The following is an 18,091-nucleotide window of genomic DNA, read 5'->3' as shown; positions in this document are numbered from 1 at the left end:
GAGAGGTGACGGAAAGTAAAACAACTTTTTCGGTCAACACTTAACTGGCTTCATCCCATCATAATCTGGCTCCAATCCGTTTGTTTGTAGTATCGAAGTAAAATCCAGAAGGTAAGCACAGACAAGGGGAGCGCAATCCAGGTGCCGTACGGAATGTAAGTTAAACCATAATGAGAGAATCCAACAAGTCCCAAAACAAGACTGGTCAGTAAGCCACGAGCGGTGTTACTTTGTTTTAAGGCGTCCTGTGCGGTAGAAAACGGCATGTATCGGCTCGACAGCAGGGCAGCGCTTATGAGCATTACCAATGAATTGCTGAACGCTAGTAACACATCACTAATTTTATCGATACCGTAGCGATAGAGAATGTAGCTCGCCAGTAGGCTGTAAAATGGGAGCAGGAGCTTGATAATAAGGGCTTTTAGTGAGCCCGACAATACATCGCCGGGCGTTTGAATTGGTGCGCTGCCGTATATCCAGGAGGCACGGTAATTATCAGAAACACTCAGTTGATATTGAGCCACCATTACATACAAACCCGCAAAATAAAGGGCGAACAGATAGAAAAAACCACTTGAGCCAAAGCTGGACCCCTGAAGCGACATAACAATAACATAGGCCAGACCGAACCCCAATTGTGGGTAAGTCTTAAGCTTGAATTTACGATCGCGACCAGTTATGCGCCACGTGAAGGCAAAAGCAGCCCGTTCGAGCGCGTTGTCCGTAAACCAGGCCGATAGCTTGTCGACCCAGGCTACCCTGCCCGATTGAACTGTTTGCGTTGAGGTAGCCAACGGAACAGGCTGACTTTCCTGATCCATACTACCTAGTTTCTGCGTAAAATTGGTTGTCAGGAACCGGTTCATAAACCACAAACCCAGAATGGGTGTGACGATGGCCAGAACCGCAAAAATCAGGTGCGTAGAATCCAGGATGGGTTGAATGACAATTTCGATGGTCCCCGCCATCCACATGGGCGGAACCAGATAATGCCACCATTGAATGGCAAAAGTTTGCGTCAAAACTTCGGTACCGATCAGACGGGGCAGAAACTGATACCCGCCATAAAACAGCACTGCCATCACAATCTGAAAATAATTGATAACCTCCCGCAGCTTCTCCTCACTGATAAAGCGCATGAGCAACAAATAGAAAATGTTGGTCAGAAATACCATTAACACGGCCGATAGGAGGCTCATTACTAAAAACAGTAATCCCGCAATCGCTCCGAAACGATACCCAATAAACAGAATCGCAACTACCGACAACGACAGGGCGATAGCGAACAAATAGCTGGTTATATGCACTACACGAGCCAGCCAGAGCGTACGGCTGCTCACCGGCCGGGGCAGAATAATCTGATTATCAGATGAATCGAGAATGACCGATGAGAAGTCGGAGATCAGTGTCATGGCACACAAGGCCATGATGTAGGAAAACTGAAGGGTCAGCGGGAAAAATAGCCGGTCTTTATCGGGAGTAGCCAGCATACCAAGGCTGATAAGGCCGCCAATGAATGCATAGATGGCCAGAATACGCGTGAACGTATTCGTACTCTCTGCGGATGATTTGCCATACCGACCGAGCGTAATACTGTTTCGGCGATTGTCCATCGTCAGCTTTACCTGTACAATGGCGCGCAATTGGCCGTAGTCGGCGCCCATTGTTTGGAACAATGGCTTAAGTCGGTCAAGAAGCCAGAGAATGATAGTGGTCATGCAGGTAAAGAAGGTTGGACACTGAATTTCGCAGGATTGCGATCAGAAGCCAGTAGCTAAAGCTTTAGCGTATGAATAAACTCTTCGGCCACGCTCGTTTGGCCGTCGCTCCCGGTAAGCTCGGCGAATAGTTGTTCGAGCGATTCGGGGCGCTGGTGCTGTAGCTCCGCAAAGGTGCCATCTGCAATGATCTGCCCCTGATTAATGATGATGATCCGATCGGAAATCTTCTCGACAACATCCATAATGTGTGAACTGTAGAAAATAGTTTTGCCACTGTTGGCGAGCTGGCGGATAATTTCCTTTACCAGCACAACCGCATTGGCATCCAGGCCCGACAATGGTTCGTCCAGAAAAATAACATCCGGGTTGTGGAGCAGTCCCGAAATAAGCAGCACTTTCTGGCGCATACCTTTCGAAAAGGTGCTCATTCGGGCATCGACATGATCGCTTAACTGAAAGAGACGAAGTAGTTCAAGGGCTTTTCGTTCAATATGAGCGGTGTCCAGTTCGTATAACTGTCCAATGAATTGCAGGTATTCCATGGGCGTAAGCGTATCATACAAAGCAGCATTCTCTGGAACATAACCAATCCGGCGTTTGATGTCGATCGCACGGGTTTTCACATCCATGCCAAGTACGGTAGCCTCGCCCGAATAATCGGGTAACATTCCGATCAGAATCTTGATGGTAGTCGATTTTCCGGCGCCATTCGGACCAATGTAGCCGACGACCTGACCAGCTGATACGCTTAGATTGATGCCTTTAAGAACGGGGGTCGAACCATACGATTTATTGAGGTTCTGGAGTTGGATAACGGGGTCCATAGAACGGGGCAGCAGAATACCATTTTGTTAACAGGTATTGAAGATACGCAAAAAGTCCCGCCCGGTAGCAAACCGAACGGGACTTTGGGTAATTAGCCGGGAAGAATGGTTACGCTACTACTTCGCCTGCTTCCACCAGATTATGTTTCAGTAAATATTCGGCGATCTGAACGGCGTTTGTTGCGGCTCCTTTACGAAGGTTATCGGCCACGATCCACATGTTCAGCGTCTTAGGCTGGCTCTCGTCACGACGGATACGACCCACGAAAACCTCGTCTTTCCCGTGCGCTGTCAGCGGCATTGGATACACTTTATTTTTCGGATCGTCCTGCACAATAACGCCTTCTGCATTCCGCAGCAACTCAACAACTTCTTCCAGTTCGAAGTCATTCTCGAACTCAATGTTTACCGCTTCAGAATGGCCGCCAATGGTCGGGATACGTACCGTGGTAGCCGTGACCTGAATGGAATCGTCGCCCATGATTTTTTTGGTCTCATTGACCATTTTCATCTCCTCTTTGGTGTAGCCATTGTCGAGGAACACATCGATGTGCGGCAATACGTTCAGGTCGATCGGGTGCGGATATACTTTGGCAACGCTATCATCGCCATTACGTTCAGCAAAGAGTTGATCAACAGCCGCTTTGCCAGTACCCGTCACCGACTGGTAAGTCGATACCACAACCCGCTTAACAGTATAACGGTCATGCAGCGGTTTCAGCGCAACCACCATCTGAATGGTCGAGCAGTTTGGATTGGCAATGATTTTATCCTCGGGTGTCAGCGTGTTTGCGTTGATTTCAGGAACAACCAGTTTTTTGGTCGGGTCCATACGCCAGGCCGACGAGTTATCGACAACGGTAATACCGGCTTCGGCAAATTTAGGAGCCAATGCCAGCGATGTGCTGCCACCAGCCGAGAAAATCGCAATGGCAGGTTTGGCTGCAATGGCATCCTCGAAGCTAACGACCGTGTATGGTTTACCCTTAAACTCAACCTGTTTACCAACCGACCGCTCGGAAGCAACAGGAATAAGTTCTGATACCGGGAAGTTACGTTCTTCCAGAACCTTCAGGATTTCGCCACCGACCAGGCCCGTGGCTCCAACGACTGCGATTTTCATGCTTTTACGCGGGAGAACTCCGCTTTTAACTGGTTAATAAAAAGCGGATTGTTTGCCCGCACTACATTTTGGAGTGCAAAAGTACGGTAAAAGTTTGAGGCACAGTATAATTATTTAGAAAAAAACCAGACTTGTTCTGGTGTGATGCAGACTTCCAGTGGAATATCGGTTTGCTCGATTCCGTCAATATGATCGACCGGTTCAACTAATGATAAACCAACGGTCAGGCAATCGGGTCGGCAGTTGGCCAGAAAACGGTCGTAGAAGCCGCCACCATAGCCAACCCGGTGGCCGCTTGGATCAAAAGCCAGGAGCGGTACAAGGACGATGTCGATACTAGCGGCCTTACTGGCTAACGATTGATCGGAAACCGGCTCAGGAATACCCCAGTGGTTTTCGACTAAAACCGTATTGGGTGTAAGCTCGTAATGAGTAAGGTGATGAGCCTTCGCGTCAGTTACAGAAGCAATAACCCGAACCGCCGGAAAGTCGGCCCAGAGCCGATGAATAATCGGCCAGGTGTTAACCTCGTTCTGGCGTAGGATGGGCAAAAAAGTATGGACAATAGGGCTACTATCCATCCAGTTCTGATTAAAAAAAAGCTGGCAGATTTGTTGACTTCGGGCCTCAATCTCTGCCACCGGCAATGCTTTTCGCAGACCAAGAAAGTGGCGACGTAGTTCAGCTTTTGTCATACGGCAGGTCAGGTCAACCGACCTCAACGGACGATTTTATTCGAGACAAAGCTGCATCCGATAGTCGAAAGGGTCAAATACCGACAGCATTTTTTGAAGAAACTCCCGATCGTTCAGGTAAAACGTCAGGAAATTTTCACTACGCTCCTGTAAACCACCATTGGGGAATAGTTCGTTCTTAACGGCCAGTAACTGTCGAACACCAATTTCCTGATTGTGCTCTTCGGCCCGGCGCATCTTTTTCTCCAGCCGGGCAACAGCATTGGCAAATCGCTTCGTTTCGGCCAGAACGGCTCGTTCGAGCGTAGGATCAACCATTTGCGCCTTATGGAGAATACTGTCCAGTGCTTTGTTGACGACTTTATTCTCGTTGTCGAATTTGAGCGTATGCCGGGCGTGTGTTTCAACAAATTCACGCTTAAGCAACAGCGTATCCTTAAACAGTTCTTCTGGCGTCAGGCCAAGTTTCCGAACACGCTTCGCGCTTACGGTTGGCACATACATCGCAAAGTTGCGGGGCATCAGAATCGGGAATGTAGTCTGGAAATGCTCAAAAACGGGCTTTAGTTGTAACCAGTAGGGCACTTCGGACGGCCCGCCGATATAAGTCAGATTAGGCAGAATTGTTTCCTGATAGAGTGGCCGTAGCACTACATTAGGACTGAATCGCTCCGGATGCTCATCCAGCAATGCCAGTAGTTCTGATTCTGAAAACCGAAGTTTAGTATGCAACACACGATACGTACCATCTTCCTTACGCTCAATGCGTTCGCGGAGTTGGTCGTCCAGATAAAACAGGTTGATATCGCGGGGTGTAATAACTGTCTTATAACCCAGATTTTCGAGTAATTCAGTCTGTTTTACTACCAGCTCACCAGCACGCTGATGGATTAGTTCATCCTGCATAACCGGCGCGAAAATGCGCTTCAATGCGGCATCGTCAGCATCGAGACAGACCAGACCTTCAGCTCCAAACAACTCATTGACGTAATACCGGGCGGCATCAGCCAGTGTGTTGTGGTTCAGGTAGGCGTCTTCAAAGAGAGTCAGCTTTTCGGGAATCTGATTGAAGAGGGTCTTTAATTCCTGCGGATTTATACGCCCAACAGCTCCACGTTGCTCGGTTGTCCAGGCATAATTTTTACCGAACAGCGAAAAATGATTGATTTCAGCAAAGTCGTGGTCTTCGGAGGCCATCCAATAGATCGGCACGAAATTGTAGTCTGGATAAGCTTCTTTCAACTGACGCGACAGATTGATTGTCGTAATCAGTTTGTAAATGATATAGAGCGGTCCGGTAAAAATGTTCAGCTGATGGCCCGTCGTAACCGTGAATGTGTTGGGCTGGAGCAGTACCGAAAAATCGGGTTTACTGGTAATCTGTGCGTACTGTCGGTCGAGTGTATCAACCAGAATTCGCCGTTTTCCTTCGTCGAACGATTTCTCATCGATCTGGCCTTTAAACGCTGACAGCTCCGGGAAACGATTGTAAAAAGGTTCTAAGGTATCTTTTTTATTGATGTAATCGAGGAATAGTGGGGAAAACTGGCCGGTGGATGCTAGCGGCAGGTACTGACAGTCCATGCAGGTTGGGATTTATTCGGCTCAACAACGGAAAAACCCGCAAGGTTCGGGTTCGATTGTAATGATCGGCCTCGAACCTTGCGGGTCTATGAAAACTCAGGAGACAACCTCTCCGTATAAATCAAATTCTTCGGCCCGATTAATCCGGACATTGGCGAAGTCGCCCTGCCGAACGTATTGATTGGCGGGTACAAGTACCTCGTTATCAACTTCAGGCGAGTCAGCTTCGGTGCGACCAATGAAATAGCCACCTTCTTTCCGATCGAAAAGCACCTTATAGGTCTGGCCGACTTTTTTCTGATTCAGTTCCTGCGAAATTCCCTGCTGAAGTTCCATCAGTTCGTCGGCACGTTCCTGTTTAATGTCGGCCGGAATATCGTCGGGCATGGAGAACGAATGGGTGTTTTCTTCGTGCGAGTATGTAAACACACCCATCCGGTCAAAACGCATCCGTTCTACGAAATCATACGTTTCTTCGAACATCGCGTCGGTTTCGCCGGGGTGACCAACAATGAGCGTCGTGCGGAGTGTAATGTCGGGGACTTTCTCCCGAATTGTCTCAATCAGGGCTTCCGTTTTTTCTCGGGTTATACCCCGGCGCATCAGTTTCAACAACTCAGTTGAGCCTGTTTGCAGAGGCATGTCGAGGTAATTACATACGTTCGGGCGGTCGCGTATAACGTCGAGCACCTCCAGAGGAAAGCCGGATGGATAAGCATACTGTAGCCGAATCCAGTCTATCCCCTCCACATCGGCGAGTTGATTGATAAGATCGGCAAGATTCCGCTTTTTGTACAGATCCAGACCATAATAAGTCAGGTCCTGAGCAATCAGAATCAGCTCTTTGGTGCCACGCCGGGCCAACGAACGCGCTTCGGTGAGTAACTCATCGATTGGTCGTGACACGTGCCCTCCACGCATGAGCGGAATCGCGCAGAACGAACAGGGACGATCGCAGCCCTCGGCAATTTTAAGGTAAGCGTAGTGAGCGGGCGTCGTGAGAAGCCGTTCGCCAACGAGTTCGTGTTTGTAATCGGCGCGGAGTGTTTTCAGCATCCGGGGAAGTTCATTCGTACCGAACCACGCATCGACCGTTGGCATCTCTACTTCGAGTTCATCTTTGTAGCGATGTGACAGACAGCCCGTTACGTAGACTTTGTCGACAATGCCTGCTTCTTTTGCATCTACGTAGCGGAGAATCGTATTGATCGATTCTTCTTTAGCGTTGTCGATAAAGCCACACGTATTGATCACGACAATATTCGCGTCGTCTTTCTTCGATTCGTGCGTCACGTCCATGCCGTTGCCCTTTAGTTGCGTAAACAGCACCTCCGAATCCACGAGATTCTTCGAGCATCCCAGCGTGACTATATTGATTTTATTGGTACGTATTCCTTTCGTTTTCATTTGCTTCACTCATAAATTGATGCATCCTTCAATGCATCTGCGAACAACTGCCAACTGAGTTGGTCAGGGCTGATACTACCCGTCGTATTTTGGTAGTACCCATTTGTAGTTTCGAAGGAGCTAACGAACTGAGAAATGCCTGCAATGTCAGATTCTCACACTCTTCTGGATGAGATTCTCATACTGAGTATAACGTCCCAATAATTGTGCTAACTCGTTTCTCGACTTTATTATAACGGCTCTAAAAGACTGCCTGATGAGTAATCTCTACGTTGATTGTTGACTGGCGGTTTTTCTGGACGTTGACCGGAAAAATATTGTTTTGGGTATCAGATAGGTTCGCATAGAGGCCCTTGGGCTCCCGAACAATTACCGAGTACCGTCCAATGGGCAAACTCACGCAGAATTTACCGTTTTTATCGGATCGTATGGTCTGGATCGGCTTTGCTTCTCCAACGGACTTGATAAATCCATTATCTCCGGCTTCGACCTGGCTCAGGTTGAGGATCGGAAAAATGAGCACTTCCCGCGCAACGGGTGTTCCGCCAGCATTTGTCCTGGGTGCGCCGGGGCCTGGCATCTGATTCCCACGCTTTTCAACGACGGTGCCGCAGATACCCTGAACAGGTTTCTTTTGACGGACAGGTTTCGGGCCTGCAAGTACTTCAGTAATTCCAATTGCTAAACCTAGTAAGATAAGCCAGGGATAGAGTTGGCATATCCAGCGATTATAGCAGGAGGGTGAATTAGTACGCATAGTGCTGTTTAACGAAAACCAGAAATTTCTCCTGATTTTATAAAGTGTAATGAAAACATCTCACGAGCAGCCGAATGCCGTTTTGTAACAATGTCCTTATCGGCTAGTAAACCGCGAACGAGCCAGAAGAAACAATAGTAACTTGACGTAATAGTACCATTAGGAAATCCGGTAGCGATCAACGTTTTAGCATTCGCTAAATACCCCTCTGCTTTCCTGATGCAATGGCTTAAATCCTCGCTCATAGATGCATTTCCCATCTTTTCTTACCTCACGGTAAAAGATACGATTTGAGGTAGAATAGTGGCTATACGAAACGACAACAACTGAGATAGGAATGAATGTGTCAAGATAATAGGCATTTCGAGCCGCAATTGTGGCGGATACTTCGGTAAATGACGATACGTTTTCTTCAACTAACACGACTAGATAATCAACGTCTGAATCGTCATGAAAGTCGCCACGAGCATAAGAGCCGTTTAAGAAGCCGATTTCCATAGTGTCGTCTCATCATGACGGTCACGTCCTCATTGACCAATTCTAACTTTCCTACGACTGCCATGATGTTCCTCATTTTTTGAAAAACGAATCCACGAACTCCATCTTGTTGAAGGTCTGCAAATCGTCGATTTTCTCGCCAACACCGATGTACTTGACCGGAATCTTGAACTGATCCGAAATGCCAATCACGACGCCACCTTTGGCCGTTCCGTCTAGTTTTGTAATGGCCAGCGCCGAAACTTCCGTTGCTTTCGTGAATTCGGTTGCCTGAATAAACGCATTTTGACCGGTTGAGCCATCAAGTACCAACAGCACCTCGTGGGGCGCATCGGGGGTAAATTTTTGCATAACCCGCTTGATTTTGGTCAACTCGTTCATCAGGTTGATTTTCGTGTGCAGGCGTCCGGCAGTATCGATAATAACAACGTCGGCCTGCATATCAGTCGCTGTTTTAACCGCATCGAACGCTACCGCCGACGGGTCGGTGTTCATGCCGTGCGATATGACTGGCACGCCCACCCGATCGCCCCAGAGCTTAAGCTGGTCGACAGCGGCAGCCCGGAACGTATCACCAGCGCCCAGAACGACTTTCTTGCCCCGTTTGTGAAATTGGGCCGCTAGCTTGCCAATGGTCGTCGTTTTACCAACGCCATTAACGCCGACAACCATAATAACATACGGTTTTTTGCCCGCAGGCAGGGCAAAGTCATCGCTGACATCTTCGGTATTGTTGCTAGAGAGTAATCCCGCAATTTCTTCGCGGAGAATACGGTCTAGTTCGTCCGTACCCATGTATTTGTCGCGGGCAACCCGTTCTTCAATCCGACGGATAATTTTAACGGTTGTTTCAACGCCTACATCTGATGAGATCAGGACATTTTCGAGTTCATCCAGTACTTCTTCATCAATGGTCGATTTGCCGACGACGGCCCGGCCAAGCTTAGAGAAAAAGCTATCTTTTGTTCTCTCCAAGCCTTTGTCGAGCGTTTCTTTCTTTTCTTTTGAGAATAAGCCGAATAAAGCCATGTTAGAATCAGTGAAATGGTCACAATGAGTAAGAGGGTCGATTGGCAAGGTTATAGGATTCATCAATAACCCGATTCTTCGGCCCAATAACTGGCTAACTGTTTTTTAACACAAAAAGTCCCACTAGGCCAATTAGGCTGTGGGACGTTTCGGTGTATTGATGTAGGAAATTGATTCCAACAGGTCCTAGCTTTTCAGCGCAGCCTGTACTTCGTCAACCGGAACCATTTCTTCTTTGAAGGTATAGGCGCCAGTTTTTGGCGATTTAACGGCTCTGATAATCTTAGCGAATGCTTTACCGTTATCCTTCGTTTTCAGGGTTGCAACTACCTTTTTTGCCATGACAGTTTATGCTTTGCGGTTTTACAGTTTTCAGATGCGATAATAGATCGGCGTAGCAAAATACATCATAAGCCGAAAACTATAAGCCCAGAAACTATTTAATTTCTTTATGCAGCGTTACTTTCTTGAGGAACGGATTGTATTTCTTCCGCTCGATACGCGCCGGCGTATTTTTCCGGTTTTTCGTGGTGATGTACCGGGACATACCGGGAACACCGCTGTCTTTCTGCTCGGTGCATTCCAGAATAACCTGGATTCTATTGGCGCCTTTCTTTGCCATTTCTAAAGTTCGTTTTCTCGATAAGGAGCGCAAAGGTACGAAATTAGTTTTGTCTGGCAAATACTTCGTCGATAAAAAGTGATGATTTGTAGTAGGTTAGCCCCAAATCAATAATCTTTTGGCTTTTAAGCCCATCTGACGACCTTTGCTACTAAATAGCTCCGGGTAACCTACGATCGTTTCTCAACAAGAATATAAACAGACTACGATCATCCGTTTAGCTGTTTGCTACAGATTATGACCACGCAAACAATTCAATATGAGTATTCTCCCGGTCATTTTCGGGCCTCAGAACCGAACGTTTATCGGCCTGAAATGCTCAATGAAGGTGAGATGATTCTGAATATGGGGCCGCAACACCCATCGACGCACGGGGTGTTGCGGCTTGAAGTCGTTACCGATGGTGAAATCATTGTGGATGTAGTGCCGCATCTCGGTTACCTGCACCGTTGTTTCGAAAAGCATGCCCAGAAATTACCGTTCAATCAGACCATTCCATTCGTAGACCGGCTCGATTATCTGGCTGCCATGAACGCTGAACACGCGTTTGTTATGGGCGTTGAGCGGATGCTGGGAATCCAGCATGATATTCCGAAGCGAACCGAATACATCCGGGTATTAGTAGCTGAATTAAACCGGATTGCGGCCCATTTTGTCGGGATCGGTACGTATGCACTGGATATTGGCGCCTATACTCCTTTCCTCTGGCTCATGCGTGACCGAGAGCACATACAACGGCTCCTCGAATGGGTCAGCGGTGCCCGAATGCTTTACAACTACATTTGGGTGGGTGGACTATTTTATGATCTGCCCGTCGGTTTCGAAGAACGATGTCGCGAGTTTGTGCGGTATCTAAAACCAAAACTGGTCGAGTTGCAGGAACTGGTTATTGAAAATGAAATTTTCGTGAAGCGCACAGCCAATGTTGGCGTACTGCCGTTGCCAGTAGCGATCAATTATGGCTGCACAGGGCCAATGCTGCGCGGATCAGGGCTTCGCTACGACCTTCGCCGGGTCGATGCTTACTCCGTTTATCCCGAACTCGACTTCGACATTCCGATTGGCGAGGGCAAAATGGGAACGGTGGGCGATTGCTGGGATCGCAATAATGTGCGGGTGCAGGAGTGCCACGAGTCGATACGGATTGTTGAGCAATGCCTTGATAAGCTCACGACTGATTATCGACGTACCCGCGATTATGACCCACAGGCGGTGGTGCCCAAGAAAATTCGCCCGAAGGCAATGGATTTTTACGCCCGCGCCGAGAGTGCCAAAGGTGAGCTAGGCTTCTTCTTCCGGACAGATGGCCGTTCTGATGTGCCGGTGCGCTGCAAAGCCCGATCCTGTTCATTTCACAACCTGTCGGTCATCGGCGAAATTACGAAAGGAGCTATGCTGGCCGATCTGGTTGCCGTTATTGGATCAATCGACGTTGTTATGGGTGAAGTAGATCGATGATGAGAGGACTCGATCTACTTACTGTAATACCAGAATGTCGGGCGTATTACGTCCGAGCCCATCATAATCCAGGCCATAACCCAGTACAAAGCGATTTTCGATCTCGAAACCCACGTAGTGCAGGTCAAGCTGCTTTTTCAGCGCTGCCGGTTTAAACAGCAGGGTAGCGATTGTCAGGGATGATGGCCCTTTGGCCTGAAGCTGGTCGCAAACCTCATAAAGCGTAAGGCCGGTATCGACAATATCCTCGACAACAATCAGATCGCGGCCTTCAATGGATTCGTTTAAGCCCAGAATCTGCTTGAGCTGACCACTGGATTCAGTAGCCGTATAAGAAGCAACCCGGATAAATGTGATTTCGCAGGGAATTGTCAGGTGTTTGGCCAGGTCGGCTGCGAACAGAAAGGCTCCATTCAGGACGACTACGATCAGGGGTTGTTTAGCGGCATACTCCTGATTAATCTGTTCGGCCAGTTCCTGAATGCGCGTTTGAATAGCCTCAGCACTAATGAACGGGACGAAGGTTTTGTCTTTAATTGTTATCATGTCAGCGTCTGCGTGGCGTCAAAGATACGCCTATGCTCAGGTAGCAGACAAAAAATCACTAAAAAATAACTGTTTGCAAACGTACTGCCAGCAGATTACGTTGATAAAGAAAGGATAAGCGGTAAAACTTTCGCTTAGCACCGTGGCACGGTTACAGAAGCAGCATCAGTAACCATGCCACGGTGCTGAGCGAAAGTTCTAAGCTAGTTTCATAATAAAGCGATTTAACGAATGAAAAAAGCATTGTTGACGGTATGGCTCATGGGATTAGCTGCCGTAGCGCAGGCCCAGTTGTACGATCCGTCGGCGTTTGATAAGAAATACGATGGGTTATTGAAGCACCCCGGCGTTCAGATCGAATCGGCGGAGGCAATCAACCTGATGTACAATTATAAGTTTTACGATGCTGACAAAGAGTTTCGGTGGTTGCGACTGCGTTACCCTAAGCATCCGATGCCTTATTTTCTGATGGGCCTGGCCGAATGGTGGAAAATCGTACCAAACACGGATGTGACAGACTACGATGACCGCTGTCTGGCTCTGATGGACACGACCATCACGCTGGCCGAAAAACTTTACGACGAAAGTGATAACAAACTGGAACCGTCATTTTTTCTGGCGGCTGCCTATGCGTTCAAAGGGCGGCTTTATTCGGAGCGTAAAAAATGGACAAAGGCAACGTTTGCGGGTAAAAATGCGCTAAAGTATTTTGAGAAGTGTAAGGGGAATGCCGACTTCAGTCCCGAATTGCAATTTGGCGACGGTATGTACGATTATTACGCCCAGTGGATACCCGAAAATTACCCTCTGCTTAAGCCGATTCTGATGTTTTTCCCAAAGGGAAACAAAGTCACCGGCATCAAAGAGTTAGAAAAAACGGCGAATACCGCGTTTTATACGCGGGTTGAGGCTCGATACTTTCTGATTCAGATCTATAGTATGGAGAACCAGTACGACAAAGCGTACGAGATGTCGAAGTACATGGCAGAGCAGTATCCCGACAATCCATTTTTTGAGCGCTATTATGCCCGATCTGCCTTTGTGACGGGACGTTTGAACGAAGCGGAACGAATATCAAAGGACATTCTGGCGAAAGTAGAACGGACTCAGTCGGGTTATGAAGGCGTTAGCGGTCGCACGGCGGCTTATGTTCTCGCCTACATCAACCAACTGTTTTACAAAAACCTGCCTGAGGCAAAAAAATACTATCAGCAGTCTATTGACTTTGCTAAACAGACCAATGCGCTGAATGCTGGCTATTATTGGTCCTCTGTGCTGGCTTTGGGGAAAATTGCGAACGAAGAAAAGAACTATGATCAGGCGCAGGCTTACTTCAAAGAGGTGATCGATAAATCGGACCGGAAGTCAAGTCAGCATAAAGACGCTAAAAAAGCACTGGACGAGTTGAAGAAATCGCGCCGGGATGAGCGGAGAAAGCGTAGGGAATAATTCATTGGATACATACATAGCAAAGAGCCACCCGCTTTTATCCGACTTCGGAATAGCGGGTGGCTCTTTAGTTATGCACTAATCAAAAAGTCAAGGAATTGGCAATACTTTGCTCTCCTTAAATGTAGACATGATAACCATGGTCTGCGTGCTGGCAACTTCATCAATTTCGTTGATAACGTCCAGCATCAGCGCCTGATAAGAAGCAATATCCTTCGCGATAACTTTCAGCAGGAAGTCGCCAGATCCAGTAATGTGATGGCACTCAATAATCTCAGGGATTTCATTGGCTCTGTTAACGAATGACATTGTGGTTTCTTTCTTGTGGCCTACAAGCGTAACCATCACAAATGTCGTAACTCCCAAACCTACCTTTTCGCGGTTTAGTTGAGCGTGGTAGCTCTGAATAATACCCGATGTTTCGAGTTTTTTAACGCGCTCCAATGTGGGAGCAGGAGAAAGACCTATTTCTTTAGAAAGCTGGGCGTTGGTGATTTTAGCGTTGGCTTGCAGAATTTCTAATACGTTGCGATCTATCTGATCTAATTTATGGCTCATACTCAAAGCGGTCTGTTGTAAACTTCATTTCTGGATGTCGCAAAAATAGTACCTTTTTGGCTGAAAATAATCTAAAAAGATGTTGATATTTTGCAAAAATCAGAAGAATTTTTTCTTATATCTTATTTAAGCGGCACAAAACTAAGGGAAATCTGTAAGATACCAAATGTAACACTTATCGTCCGGTTATATTATTGAATGTTACCAGTCTTTGTCTATTGGCTTTAAACCGGGCATCATCAACGGCCGATAATGCTGCGTGTTTAGTCGAACGACTTTGTACACGGGCACGCCACCGACGCCAGGAGGCCCGTTTTAATTCCCGTCGCATGATTAGAATGACACCCTGCTCCGAAAGGCCAAACTGAGCTTCGATGGCGTCGAATGGCGTGCGGTCTTCCCAGGCCATTTCAATAATACGATCAATATCGGCATCGCTCAGCGACTGAATTTTTTTGGATAGGTTCATACTGGCCAAACAGGCTGATCTAACGAAGTGTTTTGTGTCAATGAAAATGCGCAGGAAATCAGATCTGCCAGTCAAAACCTGCCCGATCTGCAACCGACCGTTTACCTGGCGGAAAAAGTGGGAACGCGATTGGGATAACGTTATTTATTGCAGTGATTCCTGCCGGGCAGCCGGTAAAGAACAAAAATTGCCTTATCGATAAACGTAGGTATGCTTTCCTATCGTTATTTTTGGCGATTAACCTGCTCTGTCAGATGCGCTCAATTGCTTTTCTTCCTCTGTTTTTTATTATCTTACTATGGGATGGTTGTCGCCGTCCAGAGCCTGTGGTTACGAAAAGGCCACCCGTCGCTGCCAGACGGCCACCCATTAGTAAACCCGCCCCGCCGAAACCCACTGCCGCGAAGCCCGAGCCAGCTAAACCTACTCCTGCAACTGCTATAGTGCCTGCTAATAAGCCTGATACGATTGAAGCTGAAAGCGTAGCTGATCAAATGCCAGTCGAAAACGGCCCCGTTCCGCCGAAGCGTGAATTTCGGGCGGTCTGGATTGCAACGGTCGATAATATTGACTGGCCAAGCAAAAAAGGGCTTCCCGTTGCAGACCAGCAGCGGGAAATTATAGAAATGTTCGATCAGCAACAGCAGATGGGAATCAACGCAGTGGTCGTTCAGGTTCGGTCGGCCGCTGATGCATTTTATGCCAAAAGCTCAGAACCCTGGTCCGAATGGCTGACAGGCCAACAGGGATTAGCACCTGCGCCGTTCTATGATCCGCTGGAATTTATGATTGAGCAGGCACACCAGCGTGGCATGGAATTTCATGCCTGGTTTAATCTCGATCGGGCTACATTTAGTAAAGTGTCCAGTGTTGCCCCAACGAATATTATTTATCGTAAGCCGGATTGGGTCTTTACCTATGGTGGGCGTAAACTATTCAACCTGGGTATGCCTGCTGTACGCTCGTATATTGCGGGAATAGTCGCGAACGTGGTACGCGAGTATGATGTCGATGGCATTCATTTCGATGACTATTTCTATCCATTTGGCGTTACTGGGCAAGCATTGCGTGACGACAATATCTATCAGGCCAATTTCAATGGCATGAAAAAGGAAGACTGGCGACGCGACAACATCAATAAACTAATTGCTGAGCTACGTGACTCGATTCGGAGTAATAAGCCGTGGGTTAAGTTTGGCATTAGCCCATTTGGTATCTGGAAAAATAAGAGCAATGATGCCGAAGGGTCGGCCACAACCGGCGGGCAGTCATACTACGATCTTTATGCCGATACCCGAAAATGGGTTCGTGATGGCCTGATTGATTATATCGTTCCCCAGGTCTACTTCAGCACTGAATTTAGCCGGGTGCCTTATAAAACGCTGGTTGAATGGTGGACGCGAAACTGCGGGAAGTGTCATCTCTACATCGGACACGGAGCCTATCGGGTTGGACATGGCTCGGAACGTGATCCGGGTTGGGGGCGAGCCACTGAATTTCCCGATCAGATGCGTTATAACCGACAACAGCGAGCGGTACAGGGAAGCATATTTTTTAGCGCCAAATCCCTGAAAACGAATCCACTGGCCATCCGCGATTCACTCCAGACAAACTTTTACCGCTACCCGGCTTTGGTTCCACCAATGACATGGCTGGATAGTATTCCGCCGTTGTCGCCCCGCGATTTGAAAGCAGCTGATACGGCAGAAGGCGTTGAGCTGTTCTGGCAACAACCCGCCGAAGCGGAGGATGGCGACGGAGCCAGCTATTACATTGTTTACCGATTCGAAGGTATTCGATCCCGCTTACGCCTGGATGACCCCCGGTGCATTGTGGCACAATGCGTGGGCGAATCGACCACCCGCTTCGTCGATAAAACGACCGATCCAAAGAAGAAATATGTATACGCTGTTACGGCAGTTGACCGCCTGCATAACGAAAGCAAAGAGGTCATCGTGAAGGTGCGGTAGGTCGCATTACGATGACTGCATTACGGAGGCCATAACATCGTCGATAGGCCGGGCTCCGGGAAAGAAACTGGCCAGTTTAAGCAGAATGCCCTCTACGGTAGCATCAGGGCAGGATGCCCCGCAGGTTAAAAGAATAGTAACAGGTTCACTGGCTGCCTCCTCCAGGCGTGGCAGAAAATTTTCGGTGACCACTTCCTGCCTGGTATGACCATTGTAATGACGAATCAGCTTATTCGACAGAATTTTCTGCTCTGACTCAATAAAGTACGTCGGTAGCTTCTCTTCGCAAAGCTCTACGATGTGTGATGTATTGGATGAATTGTAGCCGCCAGCTACGATGGCCAGATTGGCAGGGTAGGTCAAAAGCGCGTACGTTGCGTCTTGATTGTCGTTGGTTGCATAACAGAGCGTATCGCGTGTATTGGCAAAATAGGGGTCAATCTGGTCAGGCGAAGCCGTCTCGCCAAGGTTATGTTTCTGGCTCATTACCTGTTTCAGGTAATCGGCAATGCCCTGTGTATCAGAAGCCAGCATCGTTGTCTGGTTAACTACGCCAATGCGTTGTAAATCGCGGGTTGGGTCGAAGCCATTGGAATATTGACCGGCAAACTCGGTATAAAACTGTTCGGCAGGCGACTCGCCGGTTATGTATCTGGCCAGGCGTTTTGTCTGCTCCATGTCTTTCACCACCACGGTTGGGCCTGATTCTTTACTGTGTGAAAAAGTAGCGCGGGTTTCTTCGTGGTTCGGCTTCCCGTGAACGATAATGGTGTAGTTTTTCTGGCCAATTTGCCCGGCCTTATTCCAGACTTTTTCGACAAAGGGGCAGGTTGTATCGTATTTTTCAACGTCCAGACCAATCGATGCCAGTTGATTTTGAGTTTCCAGCGTTGTGCCAAACGCTGGTATAATGACAATATCGTCGGACGTTAGTTCAGACCACGGAATGAGTTGGCCCCCTTTCGTATCCATAATAAAGCGAACGCCCCGGTCCTGCAGGTCGGTGTTCACATCGGGATTATGAATCATTTCACTAAGCAGGAATATACGTTTACCCGCGTTTTCGGCAATCGCTTTGTAGGCAATCTCAACGGCATTTTCGACGCCATAGCAAAAACCAAAGTGCCGAGCAATCAAAAACCGAACCGGACCGAAATCGAGAAGCGTAGGCGTAAAGTCCCGTTTTAGTTTATCCCGTTTCCGTCGAAATTCCTTCAGAGGAGTAATAATGCTGCTACGGTAATAGTCGGGAATGTCGAACGATTTCATTGACGTAAAGAGTGAAAGAGCAAAAGAATGAAAGGGCAATAAGCGCTTATTTCTTTACTCACTAGTAACCACGTTTGTCATTAGAACAGCAGAACAAAAGGCTACGTTCGCT

21 protein-coding genes are annotated in these 18,091 nt (G+C 47.9%); 4 read left to right on the top strand and 17 right to left on the bottom strand.

The window, feature by feature from the left end:
• Positions 1-50 precede the first annotated feature (50 nt).
• From GJR95_RS27555 to rpmG, 13 genes are all read right to left on the bottom strand, one after another.
• Entirely contained in the window at positions 51-1,718 is a 1,668-nt protein-coding gene (locus GJR95_RS27555; RefSeq protein WP_162388918.1) for an ABC-2 family transporter permease, read from the bottom strand.
• A gap of 56 nt (positions 1,719-1,774) precedes the next feature.
• Complete coding sequence (locus GJR95_RS27550; protein WP_162388917.1) at positions 1,775-2,545, bottom strand: ABC transporter ATP-binding protein; 771 nt, start codon at positions 2,543-2,545, stop codon at positions 1,775-1,777.
• A 109-nt stretch (positions 2,546-2,654) separates the two neighbouring features.
• On the bottom strand, positions 2,655-3,668 hold the full coding sequence (locus tag GJR95_RS27545) for an aspartate-semialdehyde dehydrogenase (RefSeq protein WP_162388916.1): 1,014 nt from the start codon (positions 3,666-3,668) through the stop codon (positions 2,655-2,657).
• 110 nt (positions 3,669-3,778) lie between these two features.
• Entirely contained in the window at positions 3,779-4,363 is a 585-nt protein-coding gene (locus GJR95_RS27540; protein WP_162388915.1) for a 5-formyltetrahydrofolate cyclo-ligase, read from the bottom strand.
• Positions 4,364-4,399: 36 nt separating this feature from the next.
• Positions 4,400-5,947 carry a bacillithiol biosynthesis cysteine-adding enzyme BshC gene (bshC, locus tag GJR95_RS27535; protein WP_162388914.1) on the bottom strand — a complete coding sequence of 516 codons (1,548 nt, stop codon included), beginning with the start codon at positions 5,945-5,947 and terminating at the stop codon, positions 4,400-4,402.
• Positions 5,948-6,043: 96 nt separating this feature from the next.
• Entirely contained in the window at positions 6,044-7,354 is a 1,311-nt protein-coding gene (gene rimO / locus GJR95_RS27530; protein WP_162388913.1) for a 30S ribosomal protein S12 methylthiotransferase RimO, read from the bottom strand.
• Between the two features lie 5 nt (positions 7,355-7,359).
• Complete coding sequence (locus GJR95_RS42980; RefSeq protein ID WP_449618982.1) at positions 7,360-7,491, bottom strand: DUF7660 family protein; 132 nt, start codon at positions 7,489-7,491, stop codon at positions 7,360-7,362.
• 104 nt (positions 7,492-7,595) lie between these two features.
• The gene (locus GJR95_RS27525; protein WP_162388912.1) at positions 7,596-8,111 is read right to left on the bottom strand and encodes a hypothetical protein; all 516 of its coding nucleotides are present in this window, start codon (positions 8,109-8,111) and stop codon (positions 7,596-7,598) included.
• A gap of 8 nt (positions 8,112-8,119) precedes the next feature.
• Positions 8,120-8,356 (bottom strand): HEPN domain-containing protein, encoded by a 237-nt coding sequence (locus GJR95_RS42890; protein WP_162388911.1) that lies wholly within the window; start codon positions 8,354-8,356, stop codon positions 8,120-8,122.
• A complete protein-coding gene (locus tag GJR95_RS27515) occupies positions 8,298-8,609 on the bottom strand; it encodes a nucleotidyltransferase domain-containing protein (protein WP_162388910.1) in 312 nt (103 codons plus the stop codon). The genes GJR95_RS42890 and GJR95_RS27515 overlap by 59 nt, the downstream gene beginning before the upstream one ends.
• A 72-nt stretch (positions 8,610-8,681) precedes the next feature.
• Complete coding sequence (gene ftsY, locus GJR95_RS27510) at positions 8,682-9,638, bottom strand: signal recognition particle-docking protein FtsY (RefSeq protein WP_162388909.1); 957 nt, start codon at positions 9,636-9,638, stop codon at positions 8,682-8,684.
• A gap of 186 nt (positions 9,639-9,824) precedes the next feature.
• Positions 9,825-9,980, bottom strand: coding sequence for a DUF4295 domain-containing protein (locus GJR95_RS27505; protein ID WP_093825626.1), 156 nt, complete (start codon positions 9,978-9,980; stop codon positions 9,825-9,827).
• A 94-nt stretch (positions 9,981-10,074) separates the two neighbouring features.
• Positions 10,075-10,260 (bottom strand): 50S ribosomal protein L33, encoded by a 186-nt coding sequence (rpmG, locus tag GJR95_RS27500; protein ID WP_012929817.1) that lies wholly within the window; start codon positions 10,258-10,260, stop codon positions 10,075-10,077.
• A 237-nt stretch (positions 10,261-10,497) separates the two neighbouring features.
• Between rpmG and GJR95_RS27495 the strand changes: the two genes are divergently transcribed.
• Positions 10,498-11,718, top strand: coding sequence for an NADH-quinone oxidoreductase subunit D (locus GJR95_RS27495; protein WP_162388908.1), 1,221 nt, complete (start codon positions 10,498-10,500; stop codon positions 11,716-11,718).
• 18 nt (positions 11,719-11,736) lie between these two features.
• Here GJR95_RS27495 and hpt read toward each other — a convergent pair whose 3' ends face one another.
• Positions 11,737-12,264: a hypoxanthine phosphoribosyltransferase gene (hpt, locus tag GJR95_RS27490; RefSeq protein ID WP_162388907.1), complete on the bottom strand. Its 528-nt coding sequence runs from the start codon at positions 12,262-12,264 to the stop codon at positions 11,737-11,739.
• Positions 12,265-12,495: 231 nt separating this feature from the next.
• On the opposite strand from hpt, the gene GJR95_RS27485 reads away from it, so the two are divergent.
• Positions 12,496-13,713: a tetratricopeptide repeat protein gene (locus GJR95_RS27485; RefSeq protein ID WP_162388906.1), complete on the top strand. Its 1,218-nt coding sequence runs from the start codon at positions 12,496-12,498 to the stop codon at positions 13,711-13,713.
• A 90-nt stretch (positions 13,714-13,803) separates the two neighbouring features.
• Here GJR95_RS27485 and GJR95_RS27480 read toward each other — a convergent pair whose 3' ends face one another.
• On the bottom strand, positions 13,804-14,271 hold the full coding sequence (locus GJR95_RS27480) for an Lrp/AsnC family transcriptional regulator (protein ID WP_162388905.1): 468 nt from the start codon (positions 14,269-14,271) through the stop codon (positions 13,804-13,806).
• A gap of 175 nt (positions 14,272-14,446) precedes the next feature.
• Entirely contained in the window at positions 14,447-14,740 is a 294-nt protein-coding gene (locus GJR95_RS27475; protein WP_162388904.1) for a TIGR03643 family protein, read from the bottom strand.
• 40 nt (positions 14,741-14,780) lie between these two features.
• On the opposite strand from GJR95_RS27475, the gene GJR95_RS27470 reads away from it, so the two are divergent.
• Positions 14,781-14,942 (top strand): DUF2256 domain-containing protein, encoded by a 162-nt coding sequence (locus GJR95_RS27470; protein WP_162388903.1) that lies wholly within the window; start codon positions 14,781-14,783, stop codon positions 14,940-14,942.
• A 52-nt stretch (positions 14,943-14,994) separates the two neighbouring features.
• Positions 14,995-16,710: a glycoside hydrolase family 10 protein gene (locus GJR95_RS27465; RefSeq protein WP_162388902.1), complete on the top strand. Its 1,716-nt coding sequence runs from the start codon at positions 14,995-14,997 to the stop codon at positions 16,708-16,710.
• A 6-nt stretch (positions 16,711-16,716) separates the two neighbouring features.
• Here GJR95_RS27465 and GJR95_RS27460 read toward each other — a convergent pair whose 3' ends face one another.
• Positions 16,717-17,979 (bottom strand): 4-hydroxy-3-methylbut-2-enyl diphosphate reductase, encoded by a 1,263-nt coding sequence (locus GJR95_RS27460; protein WP_162388901.1) that lies wholly within the window; start codon positions 17,977-17,979, stop codon positions 16,717-16,719.
• Between the last annotated feature and the right edge of the window lie 112 nt (positions 17,980-18,091).

The organism is Spirosoma endbachense (assembly GCF_010233585.1).
GTDB lineage: Bacteria > Bacteroidota > Bacteroidia > Cytophagales > Spirosomataceae > Spirosoma > Spirosoma endbachense.
The sequence above is the reverse complement of the archived record's forward strand: the minus strand, read 5'-3'. Positions and strand labels throughout refer to the sequence as shown.